We start from the raw sequence: 23,471 nt of genomic DNA, 5'->3' as shown, positions 1-23,471 counted from the left end.
AGGCACAGGAAACCGTGGGCACAGGAAACAGAAGGAAGGCTGGAGATGGATATCGAATCCACAATCAAGCTGGCGGCGTTTTCCTACGGGATGATGGCGGTCATCGCCGGACTGTCCGCCGTGTTCATCCGCGGCATCGTCATCGTCCTCGCTGCCAGCAAGTCAAAAAAGAAGGCCGTTGCGGCACCGACCGCCGTATCGATCTCGGTCGCACCCGTCGTCGATGAAACGGCGGCGCACGTCGCCGCGGTCGCTGCCGCGGTCTATGCGATCCTTGGCGCGCATCGGTTGGTCCACATTGGCGAGGTGCCCCGCGGCGCCGCCTGGACCGCCTCGGGCCGGACGATGCATCAGACTTCTCACGTGCCTCAGCGCACGCCACGTTGATTAGAATTGAGCTCAAGGGACGGAAACATGGTTAGGCATCTGAAGATCACCGTCGAGGGCAAGGTGTACGACGTCGTCGTTGAGGACGTCACCGAGGGGACGGGGGGAACGCTTTATCCGACGCCCGGCACGATGGCAGCGGCGCGTGCCGCGGCGCCGGCCCCGGCGCCAATGGCGGCTCCGGCTGCGGCCGCACCGGCAGCTGCCGGCGGCCCGGACGAAAAGGCGGCACCGTTAGGTGGCGTCGTTATCGAGGTCAGCGTGCGCGTCGGCGACGCGGTCAAAACCGGCGATAAAGTCGCGGTGATCGAAGCGATGAAGATGAAGACGGTCGTCTCCGCGCACAAGGACGGCAAGGTTACAGCGATTGCGGTCAAGGAGGGTGATGCGGTCGACGCCGGTCAGCCGCTCCTGACCATCTCCTAAGGCCGGAGGTCCCGCCGTGCCCGATATCGATTTTCTGCAAATTTTTCAGGGGATAGCGACACTCGCCGCGTCGGATACAAAGATCTTTTACGGCCGCATCGGCCTGATCCTGCTGGGCGTCCTTTTGATCTATCTCGGCAAGAAAGGCGTTCTCGAGGCTCTGCTCATGATTCCGATGGGGCTCGGGATGGCGGCGGTGAACGCGGGCGTGCTGTTTTTCGAGCACGGAAAGATGGGAACACTGTTCCTCAATCCGCTGGAGTCCGATCCGACCGCTCTGATGAACGTCCTGCAGATCGATTTTCTGCAACCGATCTATACCTTTACTTTCTCCAACGGCCTGATCGCGGTGCTCGTCTTCCTCGGCATTGGCACCCTGCTCGACGTCGGCTTCGTTATGGCACGGCCGTTCCGCAGCATGTTCATCGCCGTCTGTGCCGAGCTCGGAACCCTCGTCGCCTTCCCGCTCGGCGTCTGGCTCGGACTTCCGATCAACGAAGCGGCAGCAACGGCGACCATCGGCGGGGCGGACGGGCCAATGGTGCTGTTTGCCGCCCTGGTTCTCGCACCCGAGATCTTCGTGCCGATCACGGTCGTCGGATATCTCTATCTCGGCCTGACCTACGGCGGCTATCCGTACCTGATCAAAGCACTGGTGCCGGCAAAGTTGCGCGGACTGGCCATGCCGATCGAAAAAACCCGGCAGGTTACCTCCGAAGAAAAGCTGGTGTTTGCTGTCGTCGCCTGCATCGCTCTGTGCCTGCTGTTCCCGGTTGCCGCTCCGTTGTTCCTGGCCCTGTTCCTCGGCGTCGTCATTCGTGAAAGCGGTCTGACGTATTTTCACGAGTTGTTCAGCAACCAGGTCCTCTACGGGGCCACATTCTTCCTGGGGTTCACCCTGGGGGTCTTGTGCGAGGCGCAAACGATCCTCGATGAGAAGGTCCTGATCCTGCTCATCCTCGGCATCATCGCTCTGACGTTCTCGGCGATCGGCGGTCTGATCGGCGGCTACATCCTCTATTTCATCTCGGGAGGAAAGTATAACCCGGTCATTGGCATCGCCGGCGTCAGCTGCGTGCCGACCACGGCGAAAGTCGCGCAGAAGACCGTATCCAAGGAAAATCCTGAAGCAATCATTCTGCCCCATGCGCTGGGTGCCAACATTTCCGGCGTGATCACGTCCGCGATCTTCGCCGCCGTGCTGATTACGATCGTCAAGGCGGCTCAGGGTAACTTGTGATCAAAATCAACGCCAAGCTTCCCCGGTGGCCGCGAAGCGTCTACTGGATCCTGGGAGCAACGATTTCCTGCACGGGCGCCATTGGCGCCCGTCTTATTTCCAACGCCTTTCCACTGAACGAGCGCATTCCAATCTGGCTTGCCGGCGCCGTGGTCGTGTTTCTCGGTCTCGGCGTGCTTTCGTTCGGCACGCGCGCGCGCCTCGCCGATGACGAGCTGCCCCCCTCTCCTGCCGACATCGAGCGGCGCGGTGACAAGGATTTGGGCGACCAGGATTTGAAGGACGGGTCAGGCGACCCCTCAGCAGCCGGCCGGGACGATGGAGCGGGTGAAGGGAATCGAACCCTCGTCTAAAGCTTGGGAAGCTGTCGTTCTACCATTGAACTACACCCGCATCCCGACATCTCATACGACTCTATAATGGCCGCCGTCGCGGCTGGCAAGCCGGGCGCAAACGACGGCTATCCGCAGAGCGTGTATGGTGCCTTCGCGCATCCGCCATAATGCGCCAGCAATGGAACGATGCCCCCCGTGAACCAGGCGAAACCATGACCCGCACCCCGCCACCCGCCGCCCAAGGCAACCGCGGCAAGTTTATCGATCCCACGCTCACGGCGACCGGCGAGCCGCGCGCCCAGGTAACGCTTGACGGGCTGCGCACGCTTTGGCTCAACACCGGCTCCCTGTGCAACATCGCCTGCGAGAACTGCTACATCGAATCGAGCCCGCGCAATGACCGCCTCGCCTATCTGAGCCTGGCCGAAGCAGTGGCGTTCTTCGACGAGGCGAAGACATGTGCCCCGGAACTGGTCGAGATCGGCTTTACCGGCGGTGAGCCGTTTCTCAATCCCGAGTTCCCCGAGATGCTGACCGTGGCGCTGGAGCGCGGATACCGGGCGCTCGTGCTGACCAACGCGATGAAGCCGATGCATCACCACCGCGCGGATCTTCTCGCCCTGCGCCAGCGCTTCGCCAAATCCCTCGCCCTTCGCATTTCGGTCGATCACTACGATGCGAACAAGCATGAGTTGGTGCGCGGGATCGGCAGCTGGTCGCCGATGCTGGAAGGTTTACGCTGGCTGTGCGCGAATGGTTTTTGCGTTCACGTCGCCGGGCGTACGCTCTGGGGTGAGCCGGAAGACGCAGTGCGGAATGGCTTCGCGCGGCTGTTCACCGCCGAGAAATTGCCGCTCGATGCCAGCGATCCCCGGGCCCTCGTCCTCTTTCCGGAAATGGACCTGCGCGCCGAGGTGCCGGAGATCACCGCGCGCTGTTGGGATATCCTCGGCGTTACGCCTCGACAGATGATGTGCGCGAGCGCGCGCATGGTGATCAAACGCAAGGGCGATGATCGCCCGGTCGTGGTTCCGTGCACATTGCTGCCCTACGATCGGCGTTTCGACCTCGGTGCCGGACTGGCCACTTCCACAAGGACGGTCGCGCTGAACCATCCCTTTTGTGCCCAGTTCTGCGTCCTCGGTGGCGCCACCTGCTCAGTGCCATAACCCCGAAGCGCAAAACCGGCAAGACCGGCAGAAACCTGGACAAATGTCGCCGCCGGACACATGTTAACCGCGGTCGCCCGCGCGTTTCTCAAAGCGAGCGGGCGCGGGGAACGGGAGAGAACGTGACACAGCCTTCGATCGAACAGCAACCGCACTATGCGGCGACCACTCGCGGAATCACCGTGACCGTGCAGCCTTATTTTCTCGAAGACCAATCGGTCCCCGATTCCAGCCACTTCGTCTGGGCCTATCATGTGCGCATTCAAAACGGGGGCGCTGAGACCGTTCAGTTGCTGACCCGGCACTGGATGATTACCGACGCGAAGGGCCATTTGAACGAGGTTCGTGGCGAAGGTGTCGTGGGCAAGCAGCCGGTATTACGCCCGGGTGAGGCGTTCGAGTACGCGAGCGGCACACCCCTCGCCACCGCGTCGGGCATCATGATGGGCAGCTACCAGATGCGCGCCGAAACCGGAGAGCAGTTCGATATCGTCATTCCCGCCTTCTCGCTCGACAGCCCGCACAACCGGGTTGTGGTGCATTGAGCGCCCAAGCGAAAGCAGGCCGATGAGCGACGGGAAATTCGCGTCAGACGCCGACGCCGGCGACGAGCTTGCTGAAATCGAGCACCGCGCCTCGCGACGTCGTGAGATGCACGGCGCGGCTGTGCCCGCAGGGCCGAGCCGCGAGGAGGCCGAGGCCGCAGTTCGCACGTTGATCCGCTGGGCGGGCGACGATCCGCTTCGCGAGGGCCTGGTCGAGACGCCGCGGCGGGTGGTCGATTCCTTCGGAGAATTCTTCAGCGGTTATACGACTGATCCGGTCGAGATCCTGCGCCGCACCTTCGAGGAGACCGACGGTTACGACGAGATGGTCCTGCTGCGTGACATTCGCTTCGAATCGCATTGCGAACATCACCTCGCCCCCATCATCGGTCGCGCGCATGTCGCCTACCTGCCGCACCGCCGCGTCGTCGGCATCAGCAAGCTGGCGCGAGTCGTCGATATCTATGCCCGTCGGCTGCAGATTCAGGAGAAGATGACGGCGCAGATCGCCAATACCATCAACGAGATCCTCGAGCCGAAAGGCGTTGCCGTGGTGATCGAGGCCGCGCACCAGTGCATGACGACGCGCGGCGTGCACAAGCCCGGCGTGGTGATGACGACGAGCCGCATGCTCGGGGCCTTCCGCGAGGACGTGGCGACACGCCGCGAGTTTCTGGCAATGGTCGGCAAATCCTGCGGCAGCGAGGGCGGCTTCGTCTGATGATGCCGCGGGGAAGCCGATCCTAATCGCCATCGAGGCCCTGGTGTCGCGACAGTGCGCGATCGAGCGCGATTCGTTCGCGGCACGTTGCCGGCGCAAACAGGTTGAGCATCCCACGGGATCGCCTCACCTTCGCCGTTTTCTTCGGTTAATTTTGATTTCGAGTCGCGATTAAATTCCGCACGTTTCGCGGTTAAGAAGCGTTTGGCGACGGGTGTTAAGGCAAGGTGTCAAGCCTATCAATTCCTTAGCAAGGATCGTAAAATGCCGTTTGACTGTGTCGTGTCGGCGGCCGTAGGTTCCGCAGAAATTTCACATCTACTTGCCAACCGACGGATCATCACATGCGCTTGAAATGCGTGGCGAAGCTGTTTGCCCTTGAGCCCAAGGCTAATGCAATCGAAGCTCGTATTATTGCCACGCTGGTTATTGTGGCGGTCTTTTCCACGGCATTGGCAATACGCGATCCATTAATTTCATTTTACGAGCAGTTCGTCGGCGACTTTGTTGTCGGTTCGCGCTAACCCTCGCCCTCCCCGAGATGACGCTTCTGGCGCGCGATCAGGCGCTCCAGCAAGTCTTCATAGAGTGGCTTGGCGCCGAGCGCTTGCGCCGCGAGACTGGCGGCGAGACAACTGGCGATGATCGCCAGGGAAACGCCGACGTTGTTGGTGATCTCGATCACGAGAACGATTGCCGTCAGCGGAATGCGCAGTGTCGCGGCAAACAGCGCCCCCATCGCGGCGAGGGCGTAAACCCCCGGCTCGGCGACGAGACCGGGGAAAAGGGCGCCAAACAACTGCCCGAAGGCGAGGCCGGTGATCGCGCCGATCGCCAGCAATGGCGCGAATATTCCGCCGGGTGCTTCCGCCGCGTAGCTGACGAGAGTCGTCAGCAGCCGAACGACAAGCAGCAGGACCAACATCTGCCAGCCGAACGGTTCGAGAAACAGCTTGAGGGTGAGCGCCTGCCCCGAGCCGACACCGTGAGGAAGGACGACCACCAGCACCCCTGTCGCCGCGCCAATCATCGGCGCCACCACGAGCGGGCGCCAGCGGCGGACGCGCTCAAAGACCTCAATCGTCGTTATCAACACCCGGTTGAATAAGGTGCCCGCAGCGCCGATGCCGGCCCCCAGAGCAACGAACAGCGTCAGATCGAGCAGCGCCGGAGTCGGATAATCCTTGATCGGAAATGCCGGCCCCTGGCCGAAGAACAAGGCGGTAACGATCGCTGCGCTGACGCAGGCGAGAACGAGGCCGTGGAACGAGACGACGGTGAGCGAAAAATGGCGCCGCATCTGTTCGAGCACGAACAGAAAGCCGGCGAGTGGCGCGTTGAATACGGCTGCGATGCCTGCGCCTGCGCCGGCACAGACGAGAGCCTTGCCGTGCTCGCCGCGCAAGTGGAACCGATCGGCCAGCATCCGGCCCACCGCCCCGCCCATGTGCACAACCGGGCCTTCCGGGCCCACGGTCAGGTTGGCGCCCAAGGCGAGGATACCGCCGACGAACTTGACCGGCAGCACCCGCTTCCAGCGTAACGGGCGCACGCCATCGATGTGGGCTTCGACTTCGTGAATGCCGCTCCCGGCGGCTTCCGGCGCGATCCGGCGCAAGATCAGCACCGCAGCAGACACCATCACCGCGCTCAGTGACGCGGCGACGATCCAGCCGGGAACGCCGATTTCAGCCGTCCGGCGCACCACCGCCGCATAGCCGCCGATGACGAGGGCAATCCCCACCTGAAAGCCGGTGGAGAGAAGACCGGTCAAAACCCCGACGACTGCCGCGAGAGCGAGAAAGCGGCCGGAATACGTCACACCACGCTTACCGCAACCATGAGCCAGCGTACTGACGGAGTCCCGATTCCATTTGCGAGTCGAACTCGTTCATCGTCGCCGAGAGCATCTCGAACCAGCGGCGATTGCGCTCCTCGTAGGTCAGCCCGCCTTCCATGTCGCGCGTGCGCGAGACCTTGGCGCTGTAACCGTCGAGGCGGCTTCCGCTGTCGTCGAAGATCTCGATCTGGGCTTCGAGGGTCACCGTCCAGCGCTGGCCCGGCGCACTGCCGAACACACCAGAGAGCGCCGAGGAAGCCGGCAGGGTCTCGGCCGTCAGCGGTGCATTCAAGACGGTGAACCGGGCAACGTTCTGCGTGCCCACGGAACGCAGCCGCTGCTGCGCCCAGCGGATAAGCGCGCCCTCCGGCGATGGCGTCACCGTCCCCTCGATGTTGGGTGGCGAGGAGGAACTGTGATACTTCGAGTCGATCTCGGCGGTGCCGACATTGAGCAGGATCGGCGACGCGTGAACGAACGATAGCTCGCGCGGCGGCGCCGGAGACGTCTCGCAACTCGTCACCCCCAAGGGGACCAATAGCGCAAGGATGATCAGGCTCGCGGTCTTCATCGTCGATAGCCCCGAACGTCTGCTTCAATCTCTATTCTGGTCAGCGGGAGCCAACTGCCCGCAGGGCGGCCTCGTCCATGACGTAGTTCGCCTTGCAGAACTCGCAGGTCACCTGCAGCACCCCGTTCTCAGCCATCGCCATCAGTTCGGCAAGCGGAAAGGCGGCAAGCGTGCGCTCGACCTTCGCTTGTGAACAGCGACATCTGTATGCCAGCGGCCGCTGGCGGTAGACTCGCACGCCATCTTCATTGAACAGCCGGTAAAGCAGAGAATCGGCAGCGAGCGCGGGTGATAACAGTTCGCTGGCGGTGGCACTGCTCATCATGGCGACGGCGCGCCGCCAGTCGTCTTCCGCGGCGTCGGACTGCAGCGGGTTTGCGATCGGCAGGCGCTGGATCATCAGCGCACCGGCCCGGCGCGGCTCTTCCGCGCGTGCCATATCCGAAGCACACAGCATGATCGCCGTCTGCAGCTGCTCTGACTGACGAAAATACGCGTGGCAGCACGCGGCGAGCGTTGCCCCCTCCAGCGGGGTGATCCCCTGATAGCGCGCGGTGTCCGGGCCCTGATCAACGGTGAACGACATCCGCGCCGCGCCGAACAGCTGCGGGACGGACGCGTTGGCGGCGGGCGCCTCGGCGGCCAGACGTTCAGCGTCGAATCGCGCGTAGCCCCGCACGTGACCACTGCTGGTGTAATCGACAACCATCAACCCGACCGGCCCGTCTCCTTCGAGCTGCAAGGTGAAGATGCCATCGTACTTCAAGCTGCTCGACAGCACCGCGGCCATCGCCAGCGCCTCCGCCAGCATCGCTGCGACCGCCGGCGGATAGGCGTGACCAGCCAGAACGCCCTCGAGCGTGGCGCCGAGGCGAACGAGCCGGCCACGCACGCCCGTCGCCTCGATTTGAAACGGCTGGACGCAGTCAACCGTGAGCGGCGGGAGCATTCCGTCGTCGTCCGTCATCGATCCGTGTCCGCGGACCGTGCCCGAGACGCGCAAGTCAGCCGAGACACCAGGCGAGAATGCCTTTTTGTGCGTGCAGGCGGTTTTCTGCCTCGTCCCAGACCACCGACTGCGGCCCGTCGATGACACCCTCGCTGACTTCCTGGCCGCGATGCGCCGGCAGGCAATGCATGAACAGCGCGTCGGGCCGGGCACGGGCCATCAGCGCCTCGTCGACTCGGTAGGGGGCAAGCGCGATATGGCGCCGTTCCGCCTCCTTCATCCCCATCGACACCCACGTATCGGTGACCACCAGGTCGGCGCCCTCGACTGCCTCTTCCGGCGTGCTGGCGAGGATCACTTCGCCGCCCTCGGCGCGCACCCAGTCCATCAGCCGCTTGCGCCCGCGAAACGGCATCGGCGAGGCGACGCGCAGACGGAAACCGAAGCGGACCGAAGCATGGACCCAGGACCGGGCGACGTTATTGGCGTCGCCGCTCCAGGCCACCGTCCGCCCGGCGATGCTGCCGCGATGTTCCTCGTAGGTCATAACGTCGGCCATGAGCTGGCACGGGTGCGATTCATCCGTCAGCCCATTGATAACCGGAACGCTGGAGAATTCGGCGAGTTCGGCTAGTTTCTGCGGCTCGTCCGTGCGGATCATGATCACGTCGACATAGCGGGACAGCACCCGCGCCGTGTCCGCCATCGTCTCACCGCGGCCGAGCTGCGAGGCGCTGTCGCTGAGCGGCACGACGTCGCCACCAAGCTGGCGCATGCCGACCTCGAACGAAACCCGCGTGCGGGTCGAGGGTTTCTCGAAGATCATCGCCAGTGTCCGGCCCTCGAGCAGACGCCGATCCGCGCCGGCGCGGCCGGCGCGTTTGATCTGCAGGCCGCGATCGAGAATTTGCCGCAACACATCGCCAGCGAAGCGATCAAGATCAAGAAAGTGTCTTGGCCCCATCATAAGCGATGGTATCGCAACGTTTGGCGCAGACATCTACGCCGCACGGCTGCCGAGCTCCGCGCAGGCGTGCTCGATGATGGTGCAGGCTTCGTTGATTTCGCCATCGCCGATGATCAGGGGCGGCAGCAGGCGGACGACGTTGTCCGCCGCCGGAATCGCCAGCAGGCCCAACCCGAGCAACGTGCGTACCAGCGTTCGATTTTCGACGACGCAACGCAGCCCCAACATCAGACCCGCGCCGCGAACCTCGGCGATAACGGCTGGATGGCGAGAAGGCAGTATCGCCAGGCGCCGCTGCAGCTCTGAGGCGGCAGCAGCGACACCGGCGAGAAAACCATCGGCGAGCATGACGTCGAGCACGGCATTGCCCACCGCCATCGCCAGCGGATTGCCGCCAAACGTCGAGCCGTGGCTCCCCGGAGAAAATGCCGCCGCGGTACGGGCGTTGGCGAGACAGGCCCCCAGGGGAAAACCGCCGCCGAGGCCCTTGGCCAGCGCCATGACATCAGGAACGACACCAGCCCATTCGTGGGCGAACAGGCGTCCCGTGCGACCCATGCCGCACTGCACCTCGTCGAAAAACAGCAAGAGGCCGTGCTCGTCGGCCAGCGCACGCAGCCCGCGCAGGAATGCGGGTGATGCCACGTGAATACCGCCCTCGCCTTCGATCGGCTCGACGAGAATGCCCGCGGTCTTTGGACCAACGGCGGCGCGGGCGGCGTCGAGATCGCCGAAGGCGACCTGATCGAACCCGTCGACCGCCGGCTCGAAACCGGCGAGATACTTGGCGGAACCGCCGGCGGCAATGGTGGCCAGCGTCCGGCCGTGGAATGCCCCGGTAAAGGTGATGATGCGATAGCGCTGGGGTGCGGCGGCGACGTGCTGGTATTTGCGCACCAGCTTGATGCCGCACTCAATCGCCTCGGCACCGGAGTTGCAAAAAAAGGCGGCATCGGCAAAGCTGGCCTCGACGAGGCGTGCCGCCAGCCGTTCCTGCCCGGGAATGCGGTAGAGGTTCGAGCAGTGCCAGACCCGCTCCCCCTGCGCCCGCAACGCCTCTACGAGGTGCGGGTGGCAGTGGCCGAGCGCGTTCACCGCGACACCAGCACCGAAGTCGAGAAACCGGCGACCGTCCGTAGCGACGATGTAGGCGCCCTCGCCGCGATCAACGGCTAGGTCGAACCGGTCGTACGTCGCCATGACCGGCGGAATCATCGCACCCCTCCCAAAAACACGTTGGGCCGGTGTTCCGCCACCGGCCCCGCATTCCAAAAGAGGACTTTATGTCCGGCCGCGACGGCCTTGTCAACGCTGCGCGAGCATGCGGGATCAACGCCGCGTTTCATGCGTGCTTATCCGCTGGCTCCGCTTGCCCGACGCACAAGCGATCGATCAGTCGTCCACCACTGCGCCGCTGCGCTCGGTCTTGCGCCGCGACTGGCGAGCCTTCGCGTCCAGGCGCCGGCGGCGTGACGACGCGGTCGGCCGCGTCGGCGTGCGCGTCCGCGGGGGCTGCGCCGCCGCGCGGATCAGCGTGACCAGGCGCTCAAGCGCGTCGCGACGGTTGTGGTCCTGGGTGCGGTGTTGGCGGGCGATAATCACGATCACCCCGTCCTGGGTCAGCCGCCGGCCGGCGAGCAGCGCGAGGCGCGCCCGCACCGCTGCCGGCAGCGACGGCGAACGCCGGGCATCGAAGCGCAACTGCACCGCCGTCGACAGCTTGTTGACGTTCTGCCCACCCGGCCCCGAAGCGCGCACGAAGCTCTCCTCGATCTCCGCCTCGTCGATGGCGATGCGCTCGGTGATGCGGATCATGCCCTCTCTCCGTTCCCCCCCCCCCGCCCTATCGCACAATCGCGCGCGCAACGAGGGCGGTGATCACGGGCCGCCTCTGTCGCACCGGCTAGGCCTCGCCCGCCCAGACCCAGGCTCTGCGGCACTTGCACGAAGAACCTCGCCCGTGGCGTATTCTTCCATCCTCCATGATTCCATCCCTCCGTGAGAAGAGTGCACCATGAAAGGCTGGGAGCGAATACAACCGAATGCTCCTGTTTGGCGACAGAGTCATCTCGACGACTTCGACGTGAAGGGATGGCGAACGCGTCCGGAGCGCTATAGTGGGGCATGACTCATGCCGCATTCGCCGCCGCCCGCGCGTGCCTGCCCGACGTTCCGGCGCTGGTGGTCGGCGCGCGCGAAGCGGTTTGGATAGAAGCGGGAGCCAACGAGACGCTGACGCTCGCGGCGGCAGCCGAGCGCCTCCGCCGCGGTGCCGCGCCCGTCGTCTGTCACGCGCGCGTAGCGGCGAGACGCCTGCACCTGCCGGCGATCGACGCTCACGACGTCCTCGAGCTGTTCGCCTTTGTCCGCCCGGGCCGCTTTTGCGTACCGACACCGCGTGGCCTTGCCGACGCGCTCCTGCTGACGGTACCGCAGACGCGCGAGGCTCAGGCGCAGATGCTTCTCGCCGCCGCCCGCGCGCTGCTCGCTGAACTCACCGCATCGCCGGGCAGAAACGCAACCGCGATCGCACGGACGATGGCCCGTGGCGGATGGCGCTGGGCTCCATCGGTTCTCGCCGCCCTTGGCTCGGGCTCCGCGTCGCCCGGGGTCGATCGGCCGGAAGACGGAATGCGGGTGTGGTTGCAGATCAAGGACTGGGAGGATCGCGCCGGCGAGGCACCACCCGATTCGCGCCCCGTCGAACCGGTCGAGGCGCGCGCGCGTCTCGTTCAACTCCTGGGTGTCTCGGCCGAGCCACGCCCGCAGCAGCTCGATTATGCCTCGCGCGCCGCGGCGGCGTTCATGCCGCGCGATCGCTCGGATGAGCCACGCGTCGTCCTGGCGGAGGCCGGCACCGGCATCGGCAAGACCCTTGGCTACATTGCGCCAGCGACGCTCTGGGCGCAGAAAAACCACGGCGCGGTATGGATCAGCACCTATACGCGCAACCTCCAGCGTCAGCTCGATCAGGAGCTCGATCGTGCCTATCCCGACCTGCGGGACAAGGGACAAAAGGTGATCGTCCGCAAGGGGCGCGAGAATTTGTTTTGCCTGCTGAACTACGAGGAGGCCCTGGAGCGGCTTTCGGCCCGTCGCGAAGATGCAACCGCCCTCGGCCTCGTCGCCCGCTGGGCGTTGGCGACACGCGACGGCGATATGGTCGGCGGCGATTTTCCCGCCTGGCTCGCCGATCTGCTCGGCGCCGGGCTCACCTTGGATCTCACCGATACCCGCGGGGAATGCATCTACGGCGCCTGCCGCCACTATCGGCGCTGCTTTGTCGAACGCGCCATTCGCCGGGCGCGGCGAGCCGAGATCGTCGTCGCCAACCATGCGCTGGTGATCATCCAGGCAGCGCGCAGCGCCGACGAGCACATTTTGCCAACGCGCTACGTCTTCGACGAAGGACATCAACTCTTCGACGCCGCGGATGAGACGTTTTCGCTGCATCTGAGCGGCCGGGAAACCGCCGAACTCCGGCGCTGGCTGAGAGGCGCGGAGGATGGGGGACGCCAGCGCCGGCGAGGCCTCAAGGACCGGGCCTTCGAGATGATCGGAGAGCAGCGCGAGGCCGCGACTGCCCTCGATGAGGCGCTCGTTCATGCCCGCGGCCTTCCCGGTCCCGGTTGGCGCGCGCGCCTCGCCGCTGGCACACCAATGGGACCCGCCGAGGCATTTCTCGCCCTTGTCCGCCAGCAGGTCTACGCCCGCAGCCGCGAGGGCGAGCTGTCCTTCAGCCTAGAGACCGAACCTCAACCAGCTGTTCCGGGGTTGATCGAAGCGGCGTCGACGCTGGAAGCGGCGCTCGGCCAGCTCGCCCGACCGTTGCGGGCCTTGGTCGCGGCGCTTGTCACGCGGCTCGATGATGAGGCGGAAACGCTCGATACAGCCGCGCGCCAGCGCATCGACGGCCTGCGCCGCAGCATCCAGCGGCGGGCAAGCGAACCTCTCGCCGGCTGGCGTTCGATGCTGCGAGCGTTCGACCAGCCGCAACCGGAGGGGTTCTTCGATTGGCTGTCGGTGGAACGCGCCGAAGGTCGGGAGCTCGATGTCGGGCTTTGTCGCCACTGGATCGATCCGATGCGCCCGTTCGCCGACATTGTCCTACGCCCGGCCCATGGCGCGTTGATCACGTCGGCGACCCTGCGCGACGGCACCGGCGACGCAGGCGCCGATTGGGCGGCAGCGGAGCACCGGACCGGCGCGCGGCACTTGAATGCAGCCCCTGAGCGCTCGGCGCTGTCCTCACCGTTCGATTATGCCGCCTGCACCCGCGTTATCGTCGTCACCGACGTCGCTCGCGACGATGTGCGCCAGGTGGCAGCGGCCTACCGGACGCTCTTCGTCGCTGCCAATGGCGGCGGGCTCGGGCTGTTCACCGCAATCAGCCGGCTGCGCGCGGTGCACGCGGCGATCGCCCAGCCGCTCGAGGAGGCCGGACTCGGGCTATTGGCGCAGCACGTCGATCCGCTCGACGTCGGCTCGCTGATCGATATCTTCCGTGCCGAGGAGGATACCTGCCTGCTCGGAACCGACGCCGTGCGCGACGGCATCGACGTTCCCGGCCGCTCGCTGCGCCTCATCGTCTTCGACCGGGTACCCTGGCCGCGGCCGAGCCTTTTGCACCGGGCGCGGCGCGAGGCGATGGGAGGGCGGCGCTATGACGAGATGCTGGTACGGTTGAAGTTGAAGCAGGCCTACGGCCGGCTGATCCGCCGCGCCGGCGACCGTGGCGTCTTCGTCATGCTCGATCGCCAGTTGCCGAGCCGGCTATCCGGCGCCTTTCCCGACGGCGTTTCGATCCGCCGGTTGGGGCTGGCCGAGGCCATCGCCGAAACCCGGGCGTTGCTGAGCGGCTGACCCCACCTGGCATTCTTCGTCGGCATTCTCCCCAGGCATTCCTGTCGGGCATCCATCGCGCCAGCCGGTACATGGCTTGACGTTGACCCACCCGGGCGCGCATTAACCCTCTCGCCGAACGGCCTTCCCGCCCGACCTGCGTCGATAACCGAGGCTCCGAGATGATCAGTCACCACGCCGCATTGATCTACACCATGGTTCTTGTTTCCGCCGCCGATCGGCGCATGCCGGACTCCGAACTGCAAAAGATCGGCGAGATCATCCGCACCCTGCCGGTGTTCGCGGACTATAATCGAGAGCTCGTCATGCAGACGGCCGCCGCCTGCGCCGAACTGCTCAACGACGACGATGGCCTCGACGAGGCGTTCGCGCAGATCGAGGCGGCGCTGCCGACGCGGCTGCGCGAGACCGCCTACGCGCTGGCCTGCGACGTTGCCGCCGCCGACCAGGAGGTTCCCGAGGAAGAGGCGCGGATGCTCGAGATGATCCGCCATCGCCTCAAGATCGACCGGCTGATCGCCGCTGCCATCGAGCGCGGCGCCCGCGCCCGCTTTAGCGTTGCCTGAGGCTCGACCTGCCGCCGACGCCGTGCAGTATTGGCAGGTTCGACCGAGGGCCGAGGCATAGAAAAGGGGCCACCGGGGTGGCCCCTTCGCGCGTCGGTTATTGCGGCACGAACGGTTGTCGGCCGCGGCGCGGCCGATCCCGACTATGATATGACGAGATCGCCTCCCGCCAGATTGGCCGTGGTCAGACCGGTCACGCCGCTCAGCTTGATGAGCACGTCGTCAACGCCGACGCCGGCCACCGCGTCCGAGATGAACATGTAGGTGGAGCCGTTGAACTCCCAGAATGCGTATTCACCGGCGGTGTCACCACCAAGATCGGCCTCAACGGCAACGATCTGCTCGGCAAGCGTATCGTCAGCCGCATCGAACGTCGCAACACCATCGGCATCGACAGCAGCATTCCCGGGGGCGGTGCCGCCGCCGCTGGTGTCGGTGGCCACCAAACTAGCGCTGTAATCAATCGTATCGCCGGCGTAGTCGGTGATGACGTCGAAGTTTGTGGCGCTCGGTGTACCGCTGTCTCCGGCGGCAAAGATGAAAGTATCAGAGCTGGCACCGCCGGTCATCGTGTCGGCGCCGGTGCCGCCATTGATGTCGTCGGCACCCTGCTTGCCGTCGATGATGTCCAGACCCGCGCCACCGTCAAGGCTGTCGGCGGACGAGCTGCCGTTGATCTGATCGTCGCCTTGACCGCCTTCGAGGGTGCTGGCCGAGATACCGCCGGTCAGGATGTCGGCGAAGTCGGTGCCGATGATATGCTCGACGTTGAGCAGTGTATCAAATCCGATATCGCTGCCGAACGCATTGGTGCTGAATGGATTGGTCAGGTTGACGATGACGCCAGCCGTCCCCGCGTCGGAATAATCGGCGGTATCGCCCGAGCCGGCGCCGCCGTCGAACGTATCGTCTCCCGCGCCACCAGAGAAACTGTCGTCCCCCGCGCCGCCGGTCACCGAGAAATTGCCGTCGGTCTCGGCCGTTCCGTCGAAGGTTAGAGTTGCGCCAGAATCGGTAAGTGCCGAGGCATCAACCGTGAGGGTATCGTCCGCGGCCACGTTGGCGTCATTGGTGGTGATGATAATGTCGTCGGTGGGAGTATTGCCTTCAACGACGCTGATTGTCTCGAACCCGTCGACGTTCGCACCGAACACCGCGCCGGTGCCGTCGTTGTCGGCGGTGAGTTCAATCACGTCGCCGTCATCGCTGCCGCCGTGCAACTCATCGGCGGCGGTAATCGAGGCGGCGGAGGCGATTACCGTCAGGTCGGCGGTCGACGCCGAGCCATCGACGGTGTCAGTGCCGGTATTGATGATGACGTCCAAGTCGTTGGTGAAGCCAGCGCCAATGGTGATCGAGTCGTTGCCCGTGTTGCCGCCGACCGCCGTCAAGCCGGCGTCCATCGCCAGTTCATCAAGGGTTGCCGTGAAGGCGGTCGCCGCCGTAGCCTGACCCAGCCCTTCAACACCGGTCACATTGGTGAAGTCGGCGTCAATAACGGTGGCAGCGTCGGTGATGTAGATCACATCGCTTCCGTCGTCTCCGGTGATGCTGTCACTCGAATCAAAGTGATCACTCGTGAAGTAAAACCGGTCGTCGCCGTCACCGCCAAGGATGGTGTCGTCGCCGGCGCCACCGATAACCGAGAAGTCGCCGTCAGTCTCCGCCGAGCCGTCGAAGGTCAGAGTCGCGCCGCTGTCGGTCAGCGCCGAGGCGTCGACGGTGAGGGTGTCGCCCGAGCCGATATTGGCGTCGTTGATGGTGATCTTGATGTCGTTGGTGACCGGATCACCCTCGACAACAGTGATCGTATCAAAACCGCTGACGCTGGCGCCGAACACCGCGCCGGTCGCGTCGTTGTCGGCGGTGAGCAGGATCACGCCGTCGTCGTTGCTGCCGCCAACCAGGGTATCGGCGGCGGTGATCGCGGCGGCGTCGGCGACGATCGTCAGTGCGGAGGTGCTTGCCGAGGCATCCACGCTGTCGGCGCCGGTCGAAATGTCGACCTCCAGCGCGTTGGTGAAGCCGGCACCAACGGTGACCGTATCCACGCCGGTGTTGCCGATGATCGTGGCGAGGCCGGAGGCGTTAGCCAATGCGCCGAGGGTTACGGTCAGCGCCGTCGCCGCGGTGACCTGTTCGAGCACCTCGGTGGTTGCGACATTGGTGAAGTCGGCATCGACGACCGTCGCCGCGTCGCTGATCGCGATCGTATCGTCGTCGGCACCGCCGGTAATGCTGTCGCCTGAGGTGAAGTCGGCGTTCAGGAAGGCGAACATGTCGTCGCCCGCACCGCCGGTGAGGTTGTCATTGCCGCCGCCGCTATCAATCGTATCATCGCCGGCACCGCCGGTAATGACGTCGTCGCCAGCACCGCCGGTAACGTCAAAGTTGCCGTCGGTCTCGGCCGATCCGGTGAAGGTCAGCGTCGCGTCGCTGTCGGTCAGCGCCGAGGCGTCGACGGTGAGGGTGTCGCCGGCACCAACGTTGGCGTCGTTGGTCACAATGGTGATGTCGTCGGTTGTCGACTCACCTTCCTCGACGGTGATCGTCTCGATGCCGGTAACGTTGGCGCCAAGCGTGGCGGTGCCGTTATCGGCAGTGAGTTCCAGGGCATCGTCGCCGCTACCAGCGGTGATGGTGTCGTTGGCATCAATCCCGCTGGCGACCGACTGGACGGTCAGATCGCCGGTATAAGCGGACGCATCGATGCTGTCATTGCCGCCGGTGCCGAGATCGATGGTTAGGTCGTTTTCGAAGGCTGCCCCAACGGTAATTGCATCGGCGCCCGTGCCATTGCCGGTAACGCTGGTGAGTCCGGCTGCGTCGGCGAGCGCGCCCAAGGTTGCCGTCAGCGCGCCGTTGGTCAGACCCTCGGCAAGCTCCTCGACGCTGGTGGCATGCGTGAAATCGGCGTCGATGACGGTTGCCGCGTCGGAGATCGAGACCACATCGGTGCCGCTGCCGCCGGAGATCGTATCGTCCACTGTCAGGTCGGCTGAGGCGAAACTGAATGTATCATCGCCGGCATTACCGACCAGGGAGTCGTTTCCGGTGTTCGCGGTGATGATGTTATCGAGAGAATTGCCAGTCCCGCGCAGGTTGCTGGCACCGGTCAGCGTCAGATTCTCAAGGTAGGTCGACAAGGTGTAGCTGATCGAACTCTGAACCGTATCGGTGCCGCCCCCGCTCGCCTCGTTGACCGTATCGCCGGTGCTGTCGACGATGAACAGGTCGTCGCCGGTGCCGCCAACCATCTGATCGCTGCCGGTGCCGCCGTCGAGAGTATCGTTGCCGGCGTCGCCCTTCAGGAGGTCATTACCGGCCATGCCAAGGAGACTATCGTCGCCGTTACCGCCAAAGAAAACGTCGCGATTACTGAAACCGGTGAAAGAATCGTTACCACCATAGCCATAGATGACATTCTTGATGTTGACGGTGCCGGTGAATGTATCGTCACCAGCAAATAGTGCTTGTTGAAGTGTGGTATTCGATGTGATACCCGCATCGAACAGATCGACAGCGCTAAGCGAAGTCAGCGCGAATTGAGTTACACCACTTTTCTTGTACGTCCATGAATCAATAGATCCCGCGGTCAGGTCGCCGCCGGAGACGGCGATATCATTCGAGCTTCCAACGAGCTCAATTGTATAGGAACCGTGTGTGCCGACAGCGTGATTATTGTCCGCGCTCGTCCAGGTAAACTGAGAAATTTGTGATAGAGGAGTCCATGTATCTCCACGAAAAGCACCCACAGGGACCGTAATGGTAGCCATTGATTGAGCTCCGATATTGAAGAAGTGGCTCGATACTTGCATCGAGTTGCGAAACGGTCCCGCGTAACATTGCTCGTGCTACCTCTAACTTCCCGTTATCCTGCGGTTATATTGTTTTTTTTGTTCAACTCCAGCGCGGGCAAGCCGACACGGCGGCTGCCGCACACAGAGGCGGATTGTGAGTCATCGACCCCCCATCCGCGTGCATCTCACCCATATGAGCTAATATTTACCATCTGCCTTTCTGCCGGTTCAAGATATTTGTTTGTTTTACTATTAATGATAGGGCGGATATGTGACCTAAAACGACTAAAACTGTCGACTGATCGGGTATATGTTCTTTAAATGTTCTTTCTAGCAAATACAAAGTGGCCTGCCACAAGCGCGCCCAGCCCCTGAGCAGCCGCAAACGCGTCGCGACTTCACATTCTGTTACAACACGTTGCAGTTGGATGAATGCGCCTTGACCCCCGGCGCTCGCCTTGGGATAGTAGTGTTGAATTATGCTCTATTCGAGCATAAATACGCGTTTGATATTTCGCTTGGTCAAGGTTTCAAATGATCGCAACCGCAGACGCCGTTCTCGCCTATACGCCCGACGTGGCGGCCGCCACCCAGCCGCTTTACGAGCGGGTCAGCCGGATCATTCCCAGCTTTGAATGGCCCGTGCACGCGCCGTTCGTTGACGCGATCAATCGGCTCAAACGGCAAAAGAACGCGGTCATTCTCGCGCACAACTACCAGACACCGGAGATCTTCCACTGTGTGGCGGATATCGTCGGCGACAGTCTGGCGCTGGCGCAGCGGGCGAGCGAAACGGATGCCGACGTCATCGTTCTCGCCGGCGTGCATTTTATGGCGGAGACGGCGAAGCTGCTCAATCCGGACAAGATCGTGCTGATGCCGGATATGAACGCCGGCTGTTCTCTGGCCGAGTCGATCACACCGGATGACGTGCGGATGCTTCGCCAGGCCTATCCCGGCGTTCCGGTGATCACCTACGTGAATACGTCCGCCGCGGTGAAGGCCGAGTGCGACATCTGCTGCACGTCGGGCAACGCCGTCAAGATCGTCGAGTCTCTGGGAGTCGATAAGGTCATCTTCCTCCCGGACGAGTACCTTGCGAGCTATGTCGCCACGCAGACGAAGGTCCAGATTATCAAGTGGAAGGGCCATTGCGAGGTGCATGAACGCTTCACCGGCGACGAGGTCCGCCGCTACCGACAAGGCACCGAGAACCTCGTCGTCATCGCTCACCCGGAATGCCCGCCCGACGTGCTGGAAGCTTCCGACTTCGTCGGCTCGACGGCGCAGATGATCGATTACGTTCGCGACCGCCGACCGGCCAAGGTGTTGATGGTGACCGAGTGCTCGATGAGCGACAACGTCGCCGCCGATGTGCCCGACGTCGAGTTCGTCCGCCCGTGCAACCTGTGCCCGCATATGAAGCGGATCACCTTGTCCAACATCCACCGCTCGCTGCAGACGCTTGAGCCGCGCGTCGAGATCGACCCCGAGGTCGCCGACCGTGCGCGGCTCGCCGTCGAGCGCATGCTGGCGGTCGGCCGCTAAAGGAACGTCACCCATGCCCGATGCATATCGAGAGCATTTCGTTCAGCACTGGCGGAGCAGTGTCGTCATCGTTGGTTCCGGCGTCGCCGGACTCGCCTGCGCGCTGGCGCTGGCACCGGCGCCGGTACTGCTGCTGACCAAGACACCGGCGGCGCCCAGCGGATCGAGCGCGCTTGCCCAGGGCGGCATCGCCGCTGCGGTGGGGCTTGGCGATACCGCGGAAAGCCACGCCGCCGATACCGTCGCCGCTGGCGCTGGACTCGTCGATGAGGCCCGCGCCCTGTTGCTCGCCCGCGAGGGGGCGCAAGCGGTGCGCTCGCTGATCGATGCCGGTGTGCCGTTCGACCGCGCGCCGGACGGACGCATTGTCCTCGGCCGGGAGGCCGCTCATTCGATCGACCGCATCGTTCATGCCGGAGGTGACGCTACCGGCCGCAATCTCGTCGGCGCCCTGCTGGCAATGATCGCGGCGACGCCCTCGGTTCGCATCGTGACCGACTGCTTCGTTACCGACTTGGTCGGCAACGGTGAGCGCGTCACCGGGCTGACCGCCTTTCACGCCCATGATGGGTGGGTTCAGGTTCACGCGAACCACGTCGTGCTGGCGACGGGTGGCACCGGCAACCTGTGGCGGGCGACAACGAATCCCGTCGAAGCAACCGGCGACGGGCTGGCGTTGGCGGCGCGCGCCGGGGCGCGGCTCGCCGACATCGAGTTCGTTCAGTTCCATCCGACCGCGCTGCTGCCGGCGGGTGCCGGCGGCGGATCGCGTCTGCCGCTGCTGACCGAGGCGCTGCGCGGCGCCGGCGCGCTGCTGCTTGACGAACACGGGCACCGGTTCATGCCGGATGAACATCCCCTGGCCGAGTTGGCGCCGCGAGACGTCGTCGCCCGCGCCATCGCCCGGCGGACAGCATCGGGGCATCCGGTGATGCTCGACATGCGTCCGGCACTGGCGGCAAAGGGCGAGAAGAGTTTCCCGCAAGGCCTGGCCCTCTGCCGGGAGGCGGGCTATGAACCCTGCGAGCGGCCGGTCCCTGTCGTTCCGGCGGCCCATTATCATATGGGCGGCGTTGTCACCGATGAGCACGGTCGCACCGGCGTTGCCGGCCTGTGGGCGTGCGGCGAGGTGGCGATGACGGGAGTGCATGGCGCCAATCGCCTTGCCAGTAACTCGCTGCTTGAGGGGCTCGTCTTCGGTCATCGTGTCGCCGGGGATATCCGTGCATCCGCGCGGACGAGCAGTCCGGCGGTCGATTCCGCTCGTGGCACGCCGGTGATTGCGGCATTGCCGCAAGCCGAGCTCGAGGCGATGCGCTCCGAGCTGCGCGCGCTGATGACCGAACACGTTGGCATCGTCCGCACGGGCGACGGTCTCGCTGTGGCCTCGTCCGGCCTCGCGGCGCTTCAGGCTCGGCTTGCTGCTTTGCAGGCAGAGGCGCTCGCCGACGGCCCCGCCGATTTCGCCGGTCTTCGTCGTGCCGGCGAACTCGACAACATGCTCACCGTCGCGCGGTTACTGGTCACCGCCGCCCTGCGGCGCACGGAGAGCCGCGGCGCTCACTTCCGCGCCGATCATCCCGAGGCGGGCGCGGACTGGGAGCGCCGGCAGGTGCTGACGATGGCCGATATCGAAAACGATCGCGTGCGTGACCGGGCGCGCGTCGTCGCACCGTAGTCACGGGCACTCTTCCGGTCGCGTGCGGCCCGCCGGGCGATAAGAACGTGGCGGATGATACGAAGGAATAGACATGATCGACGTGGGTCCGCTCTATCCGTTGATGTATGAAGGCATCGTGCGTCGGGCGCTGGAAGAGGATCTCGGCCTCGCCGGCGACCTCACCTCCGATGCGGTGGTCCCGGACGACGCGTTCGTCCGCGCCCGCTTCGTTGCCCGCCGCCCGGGCCGCGTCGCCGGCCTGCCGGTGGCGCTGTCGGTGTTCGGCCTGCTCGACTCCGGCCTGTCGATGGTGGTCGACTGTCCCGATGGCAGTGACGTGCCGCAAGGCGGCACCATCGCCGTCGTCGAGGGCCCGGCGCGGCCGATCCTGACGGGGGAGCGGACGGCGCTCAATCTCTTGTGCCGGCTATGCGGCATCGCCACGGCGACGCGCACCGCGGCGGACGTCGTCGCCGGCACGCGCACGCGCATCGTCTGCACCCGCAAGACGACGCCGGGGCTGCGAGCGCTTGAGAAGTACGCGGTTCGCGTCGGCGGTGGTGCCAATCACCGCTTTGGCCTCGACGACGGGGTGATGATCAAGGACAACCATATCGTCGCCGCCGGCGGCATCCGTGCCGCCGTCGAGCGCGCGCGGGCGCGGCTGGGACACATGGTCAAGATCGAGGTGGAAGTGGATACCCTCGATCAGCTTCGCGAGCTCGTCGCCGTCGGCGCCGATGCGGTGCTGCTCGACAATATGCCTCCGGCGCGGCTGCGCGAGGCGGTCGAGATCGTCGGCGGTCGCATGGTCACCGAAGCGTCGGGCGGGATCACGCTCGCGAATCTCGGTGATATCGCCGCGGCCGGCGTCGATATCGTCTCACTCGGCTGGCTGACCCACAGCGCCCCCATCCTCGACATTGGTCTCGACCTCGAGCCGATCGTCGCCCGCCCCGAACCCGCGCTCGACCGCCTGGTCACCGCATAGCATTGGATCGGCGACGTTGGCCTCGATCGTCGCCCCCTCAGCATCGACGCGCAGCCGCAGCGCCACATCGATCGTCTCCCCGGAGATCTCTCCTTTCCGCACGAGGTCGCTCAGATCGAGGCTGTCGCCGTCGCCGAAATCGCCGATCACATCGAGGGACCGCGCCCCGAAGTCGAATGCGTCCCGGGCCGGATAGACGAAGGTGTCGGCGCCGTCCCCGCCGGCCAGCGCGTCGCCGAAGGCCTGAACGTTATTGCCTTTGCCGCCGTCTTCGCTGTCGCCGTAATACCCAGAGGAAGTGCTGCCTCCAGTCCCGGCAGCCGCTCGGAGCGAGGCACCGCCACTGTAGTTTGCCGCCGATCGAAGCGAGGTGAGATCGCCGACAAGTAAGTCGTCCCCCCCCCACCGCCGGACAATACATCGGAAAACGCGCGGACCTCGTTTTCGTCTCCACCGGCCAGAGTAGATTCATCCCAACCCTTTCCCGCATAGGCCGTGAGGAAGAGTTCGGCTGCCTGCTCCCGCCGGTCGACGTCGCCCACGAGCACATCCCCTCCGCCTTCCCCGAAGGCCACATCGTTTGCAACGGAGACGCTGTTCAACCGCCCAATGGAACTCGCGCCGGCGGCGGCGACGATCCGGCACCACGCATTCTCCGGGCCGGCGAGAAAGTCGCCAACGACCGTATCGTCACCACCGCGAAATCCTTGGGCATCGTAGTAATAGTAGGAAGCGTCTTCGCCGTGGCCGACAAGGATGTCGACCTCGGCATTCCGGCCCAATATGAATATGTCTCCGGCGATGACATCATCGCCGGCGAGGCCAAAAAGCGACTGGTGGAAGTCGCTCACATATCCGCCGTCCCTGCCGTCGATTGAGTCTGTGGCATTGCC

21 protein-coding genes and 1 tRNA gene are annotated in these 23,471 nt (G+C 64.6%); 13 read left to right on the top strand and 9 right to left on the bottom strand.

Annotated elements, in window-relative coordinates; translation table 11 throughout:
• Nucleotides 1-45 precede the first annotated feature (45 nt).
• From IPK66_14680 to IPK66_14665, 4 genes are read left to right on the top strand one after another with little or no spacing between them, the layout of a single operon-like run.
• Nucleotides 46-387, top strand: coding sequence for a hypothetical protein (locus IPK66_14680; protein ID MBK8176461.1), 342 nt, complete (start codon nt 46-48; stop codon nt 385-387).
• A 27-nt stretch (nt 388-414) separates the two neighbouring features.
• Entirely contained in the window at nt 415-813 is a 399-nt protein-coding gene (locus IPK66_14675) for a biotin/lipoyl-binding protein (GenBank protein MBK8176460.1), read from the top strand.
• A gap of 16 nt (nt 814-829) precedes the next feature.
• Nucleotides 830-2,053, top strand: a complete 1,224-nt coding sequence (locus tag IPK66_14670) for a sodium ion-translocating decarboxylase subunit beta (GenBank protein ID MBK8176459.1) — start codon at nt 830-832, stop codon at nt 2,051-2,053.
• Nucleotides 2,050-2,406: a hypothetical protein gene (locus IPK66_14665; protein MBK8176458.1), complete on the top strand. Its 357-nt coding sequence runs from the start codon at nt 2,050-2,052 to the stop codon at nt 2,404-2,406. The genes IPK66_14670 and IPK66_14665 overlap by 4 nt, the downstream gene beginning before the upstream one ends.
• Here IPK66_14665 and IPK66_14660 read toward each other — a convergent pair.
• Nucleotides 2,373-2,446 (bottom strand) — tRNA-Gly (locus tag IPK66_14660). The two genes, IPK66_14665 and IPK66_14660, sit on opposite strands and share 34 nt — an antisense overlap.
• A 154-nt stretch (nt 2,447-2,600) precedes the next feature.
• Between IPK66_14660 and IPK66_14655 the strand changes: the two genes are divergently transcribed.
• From IPK66_14655 to IPK66_14640, 4 genes are all read left to right on the top strand, one after another.
• Nucleotides 2,601-3,557: a radical SAM protein gene (locus tag IPK66_14655; GenBank protein MBK8176457.1), complete on the top strand. Its 957-nt coding sequence runs from the start codon at nt 2,601-2,603 to the stop codon at nt 3,555-3,557.
• A gap of 137 nt (nt 3,558-3,694) precedes the next feature.
• A complete protein-coding gene (gene apaG / locus IPK66_14650) occupies nt 3,695-4,102 on the top strand; it encodes a Co2+/Mg2+ efflux protein ApaG (protein MBK8176456.1) in 408 nt (135 codons plus the stop codon).
• A gap of 22 nt (nt 4,103-4,124) precedes the next feature.
• The gene (gene folE / locus IPK66_14645) at nt 4,125-4,823 is read left to right on the top strand and encodes a GTP cyclohydrolase I FolE (protein MBK8176455.1); all 699 of its coding nucleotides are present in this window, start codon (nt 4,125-4,127) and stop codon (nt 4,821-4,823) included.
• A 344-nt stretch (nt 4,824-5,167) separates the two neighbouring features.
• On the top strand, nt 5,168-5,347 hold the full coding sequence (locus tag IPK66_14640; GenBank protein MBK8176454.1) for a hypothetical protein: 180 nt from the start codon (nt 5,168-5,170) through the stop codon (nt 5,345-5,347).
• On the opposite strand, the gene clcA is transcribed toward IPK66_14640, so the two are convergent.
• From clcA to arfB, 6 genes are all read right to left on the bottom strand, one after another.
• A complete protein-coding gene (gene clcA, locus IPK66_14635) occupies nt 5,344-6,645 on the bottom strand; it encodes a H(+)/Cl(-) exchange transporter ClcA (protein MBK8176453.1) in 1,302 nt (433 codons plus the stop codon). The genes IPK66_14640 and clcA overlap by 4 nt on opposite strands.
• A 7-nt stretch (nt 6,646-6,652) precedes the next feature.
• Nucleotides 6,653-7,234, bottom strand: coding sequence for a hypothetical protein (locus IPK66_14630; protein ID MBK8176452.1), 582 nt, complete (start codon nt 7,232-7,234; stop codon nt 6,653-6,655).
• 40 nt (nt 7,235-7,274) lie between these two features.
• Nucleotides 7,275-8,201 carry an Hsp33 family molecular chaperone HslO gene (locus IPK66_14625; GenBank protein ID MBK8176451.1) on the bottom strand — a complete coding sequence of 309 codons (927 nt, stop codon included), beginning with the start codon at nt 8,199-8,201 and terminating at the stop codon, nt 7,275-7,277.
• A gap of 37 nt (nt 8,202-8,238) precedes the next feature.
• Nucleotides 8,239-9,150, bottom strand: coding sequence for an ornithine carbamoyltransferase (gene argF, locus IPK66_14620; protein ID MBK8176450.1), 912 nt, complete (start codon nt 9,148-9,150; stop codon nt 8,239-8,241).
• 33 nt (nt 9,151-9,183) lie between these two features.
• Nucleotides 9,184-10,365, bottom strand: a complete 1,182-nt coding sequence (locus IPK66_14615; protein ID MBK8176449.1) for an aspartate aminotransferase family protein — start codon at nt 10,363-10,365, stop codon at nt 9,184-9,186.
• A 177-nt stretch (nt 10,366-10,542) separates the two neighbouring features.
• Nucleotides 10,543-10,965, bottom strand: coding sequence for an aminoacyl-tRNA hydrolase (arfB, locus tag IPK66_14610; GenBank protein MBK8176448.1), 423 nt, complete (start codon nt 10,963-10,965; stop codon nt 10,543-10,545).
• 309 nt (nt 10,966-11,274) lie between these two features.
• On the opposite strand from arfB, the gene IPK66_14605 reads away from it, so the two are divergent.
• Both IPK66_14605 and IPK66_14600 read left to right on the top strand, forming a co-directional pair.
• Nucleotides 11,275-14,013 carry an ATP-dependent DNA helicase gene (locus IPK66_14605; GenBank protein MBK8176447.1) on the top strand — a complete coding sequence of 913 codons (2,739 nt, stop codon included), beginning with the start codon at nt 11,275-11,277 and terminating at the stop codon, nt 14,011-14,013.
• 161 nt (nt 14,014-14,174) lie between these two features.
• A complete protein-coding gene (locus IPK66_14600) occupies nt 14,175-14,579 on the top strand; it encodes a tellurite resistance TerB family protein (GenBank protein MBK8176446.1) in 405 nt (134 codons plus the stop codon).
• A gap of 143 nt (nt 14,580-14,722) precedes the next feature.
• Here IPK66_14600 and IPK66_14595 read toward each other — a convergent pair whose 3' ends face one another.
• Nucleotides 14,723-18,355, bottom strand: a complete 3,633-nt coding sequence (locus IPK66_14595) for a calcium-binding protein (GenBank protein MBK8176445.1) — start codon at nt 18,353-18,355, stop codon at nt 14,723-14,725.
• 558 nt (nt 18,356-18,913) lie between these two features.
• Here IPK66_14595 and nadA point away from each other — a divergent pair.
• From nadA to IPK66_14580, 3 genes are all read left to right on the top strand, one after another.
• A complete protein-coding gene (gene nadA, locus IPK66_14590) occupies nt 18,914-19,927 on the top strand; it encodes a quinolinate synthase NadA (GenBank protein MBK8176444.1) in 1,014 nt (337 codons plus the stop codon).
• A gap of 13 nt (nt 19,928-19,940) precedes the next feature.
• Nucleotides 19,941-21,605 carry an L-aspartate oxidase gene (locus IPK66_14585; protein ID MBK8176443.1) on the top strand — a complete coding sequence of 555 codons (1,665 nt, stop codon included), beginning with the start codon at nt 19,941-19,943 and terminating at the stop codon, nt 21,603-21,605.
• Nucleotides 21,606-21,678: 73 nt separating this feature from the next.
• Complete coding sequence (locus IPK66_14580) at nt 21,679-22,578, top strand: carboxylating nicotinate-nucleotide diphosphorylase (protein ID MBK8176442.1); 900 nt, start codon at nt 21,679-21,681, stop codon at nt 22,576-22,578.
• Between the two features lie 146 nt (nt 22,579-22,724).
• Here the strand turns inward: IPK66_14580 and IPK66_14575 are convergent, their stop codons facing one another.
• Nucleotides 22,725-23,429, bottom strand: a complete 705-nt coding sequence (locus IPK66_14575) for a hypothetical protein (protein MBK8176441.1) — start codon at nt 23,427-23,429, stop codon at nt 22,725-22,727.
• Nucleotides 23,430-23,471: the final 42 nt, after the last annotated feature.

The sequence above is a fragment of the Rhodospirillales bacterium genome (genome assembly GCA_016712595.1).
In the GTDB taxonomy this organism is placed as follows: Bacteria; Pseudomonadota; Alphaproteobacteria; order Rhodospirillales; family Defluviicoccaceae; genus Defluviicoccus.
The sequence above is the reverse complement of the archived record's forward strand: the minus strand, read 5'-3'. Positions and strand labels throughout refer to the sequence as shown.

What these genes read in the sequence shown, in the direction of transcription:
- IPK66_14680 (MBK8176461.1), top strand. Translation starts at nt 46, where the DNA reads ATGGATATCGAATCCACAATCAAGCTGGCGGCGTTTTCCTACGGGATG.
- IPK66_14675 (MBK8176460.1), top strand. Translation starts at nt 415, where the DNA reads ATGGTTAGGCATCTGAAGATCACCGTCGAGGGCAAGGTGTACGACGTC.
- IPK66_14655 (MBK8176457.1), top strand. Translation starts at nt 2,601, where the DNA reads ATGACCCGCACCCCGCCACCCGCCGCCCAAGGCAACCGCGGCAAGTTT.
- folE (MBK8176455.1), top strand. Translation starts at nt 4,125, where the DNA reads ATGAGCGACGGGAAATTCGCGTCAGACGCCGACGCCGGCGACGAGCTT.
- IPK66_14640 (MBK8176454.1), top strand. Translation starts at nt 5,168, where the DNA reads ATGCGCTTGAAATGCGTGGCGAAGCTGTTTGCCCTTGAGCCCAAGGCT.
- IPK66_14630 (MBK8176452.1), bottom strand. Translation starts at nt 7,234, where the DNA reads ATGAAGACCGCGAGCCTGATCATCCTTGCGCTATTGGTCCCCTTGGGG.
- IPK66_14625 (MBK8176451.1), bottom strand. Translation starts at nt 8,201, where the DNA reads ATGACGGACGACGACGGAATGCTCCCGCCGCTCACGGTTGACTGCGTC.
- argF (MBK8176450.1), bottom strand. Translation starts at nt 9,150, where the DNA reads ATGATGGGGCCAAGACACTTTCTTGATCTTGATCGCTTCGCTGGCGAT.
- IPK66_14615 (MBK8176449.1), bottom strand. Translation starts at nt 10,365, where the DNA reads ATGATTCCGCCGGTCATGGCGACGTACGACCGGTTCGACCTAGCCGTT.
- arfB (MBK8176448.1), bottom strand. Translation starts at nt 10,965, where the DNA reads ATGATCCGCATCACCGAGCGCATCGCCATCGACGAGGCGGAGATCGAG.
- IPK66_14605 (MBK8176447.1), top strand. Translation starts at nt 11,275, where the DNA reads ATGACTCATGCCGCATTCGCCGCCGCCCGCGCGTGCCTGCCCGACGTT.
- IPK66_14600 (MBK8176446.1), top strand. Translation starts at nt 14,175, where the DNA reads ATGATCAGTCACCACGCCGCATTGATCTACACCATGGTTCTTGTTTCC.
- IPK66_14595 (MBK8176445.1), bottom strand. Translation starts at nt 18,355, where the DNA reads ATGGCTACCATTACGGTCCCTGTGGGTGCTTTTCGTGGAGATACATGG.
- nadA (MBK8176444.1), top strand. Translation starts at nt 18,914, where the DNA reads ATGATCGCAACCGCAGACGCCGTTCTCGCCTATACGCCCGACGTGGCG.
- IPK66_14585 (MBK8176443.1), top strand. Translation starts at nt 19,941, where the DNA reads ATGCCCGATGCATATCGAGAGCATTTCGTTCAGCACTGGCGGAGCAGT.
- IPK66_14580 (MBK8176442.1), top strand. Translation starts at nt 21,679, where the DNA reads ATGATCGACGTGGGTCCGCTCTATCCGTTGATGTATGAAGGCATCGTG.